This window comes from Mesorhizobium sp. M7A.F.Ca.CA.002.04.1.1, from assembly GCF_004022805.1.
Taxonomy (GTDB): domain Bacteria; phylum Pseudomonadota; class Alphaproteobacteria; order Rhizobiales; family Rhizobiaceae; genus Mesorhizobium; species Mesorhizobium ciceri.
In genome coordinates, this window is sequence record NZ_RZPL01000956.1 from 1 (window position 1) to 1,735 (window position 1,735).

The 1,735-nt window shown below is 64.4% G+C and carries 2 protein-coding genes and 1 pseudogene; all 3 read right to left on the reverse strand.

Annotation, left to right across the window (positions count from 1 at the left end; genetic code table 11):
- Positions 1-453: pseudogene (locus ENZ75_RS30940) on the reverse strand (L,D-transpeptidase); the annotation flags it as partial.
- Positions 454-662: 209 nt separating this feature from the next.
- Complete coding sequence (gene secG, locus ENZ75_RS30945) at positions 663-1,133, reverse strand: preprotein translocase subunit SecG (RefSeq protein ID WP_013531735.1); 471 nt, start codon at positions 1,131-1,133, stop codon at positions 663-665.
- 170 nt (positions 1,134-1,303) lie between these two features.
- A partial coding sequence (locus tag ENZ75_RS30950) for a triose-phosphate isomerase (RefSeq protein WP_164888144.1) occupies positions 1,304-1,735 on the reverse strand: 432 nt, incomplete at its 5' end.

Sequence of the window (1,735 nt, forward strand, 5' to 3'; positions counted from 1 at the left end):
CGGCTCGGCCGACTGGATCGGCGCTATCGGTTCGATAGGCTCGATGATCTTGGCAGCCTGCTTCTTGGCCGGCTTGGCATCGGCCACCTCGGTTGCCGGCGCGCTCTTGCCCTTCTTGGCAAGGAACGCCTGCCGTTCCGCGTCGGCCTTGGCCTTTGCCGCCTCGCGCATTGCCAGCTTCCTGGCTTCGAGCGCCTTGGCTTTGGCGGCTTCCTTGTCGGCAACGATCTTGGCCTCGATCTTCTTGATCTGGGCGAGGTCGTCGGGCGTCGGGTTTTTCTTCTTCTTGAGAAGCTTCAATTGCGACGCATCACTCTTGACGGCGACGTTGATGGCAGAAGTTGTTTCAGCCGAAGGCTGTGCGGCCATATTGGCCGGAACGCCTGCGAAAGCGGGGGAACTCACGCCGAGTGCGGCGCAAAGTCCCAGGAAAATGAAGCTGCGAAGCTGCATGGCGAAGATCCGATCGTTCTATGCTTGTTGCCACGGCGTCGCCCAGCGCCCCCCAAGGGCGCCGGAAATGCCGCGTGCAATCTATAGTCGAATAAGCGCGGCCGCCTCAAGCGTGGGGCCATGCCTCACCCCGTCGAATCTTCGTGATCTCGCTGCATTTGCCGCGACTGTGTTCAAACGACCACAGATCGCGGTTCAGGCACCGAGGACTACTGGTTTGGAACCTGCGGGGTCGCCGGTGCGGCGGGAGCCGTGCCGTTGGTCGCCGGCGGCGTCGAGCCGGCGGCAGGCGCAGTGGCCGGGGCAGTCGCAGGAGCCGAAGCATCGTTGCCGGAAGGCGGCGTCGGCGTGGTGGTGCCCGCGGGCGCCGGAGTTGTGGTTCCAGGCAACTGGTTGAGCACGCCTTTGCCGGCGCCGTCCGAGGTCGCCGGCACGCGGTCCAGGATATCGATCGGCTTTTCGCCGTAGCGGGCGACGATCGACAGGGTCAAGGAGGTGGCGAAGAAGGCAGCCGCCAGGATCGCCGTCGCACGCGTCAGCGCATTGGCCGCACCACGCGCGGTCATGAAGCCGGACCCGCCACCGATGCCGAGGCCACCGCCTTCGGAACGCTGCAGCAGCACCACGCCGACAAGGGCGAGCACGACCATGAGATGGATGACGATCAGTACGGTTTCCATAGTTTATCCTGGCAAGGCCTTGCCCGGCCGCGGACACGACCGGTGAATTGGAGGCGGCTCAATACAATGCTTTGACGGCATTTCCAAGCCCGTGGCCGGAATATGGGAAGCAACCCGTCCTTTGCAACGATTTCGTGCACCGGAAGCCCTGTCCGGCAGGGAAAATGTCTTCAAGCAATATTGCGATAGGCCTCGGCGATGCCGAGAAAGTCCGCCGCTTTCAGGCTGGCGCCGCCAACCAGCGCGCCGTCGACATTCCTGACGCCGAGCAGTTCGACCGCGTTGGAGGGCTTGACCGAGCCGCCATAGAGAATGCGCACCTTCGCCGCGACGCCGCCGAGCTTTTCCGATAGCTTTTCGCGGATATGTGCGTGTGCCGCAGCGACGTCGGCCGCTGTCGGCGTCAGGCCGGTGCCGATCGCCCATACCGGCTCATAGGCAATGATGGTGTTGGACGGGGTGGCGCTTGGCGGGACTGAGCCCTCGACCTGCCGCGACAGCACGTCCAGCGTGGCGCCCGCTTCACGCTGCTCATGCGTTTCGCCGACGCAAATGATGGCAACAAGCCCGGCACGCCACGCGGCGGATGCCTTGGCCTGGAC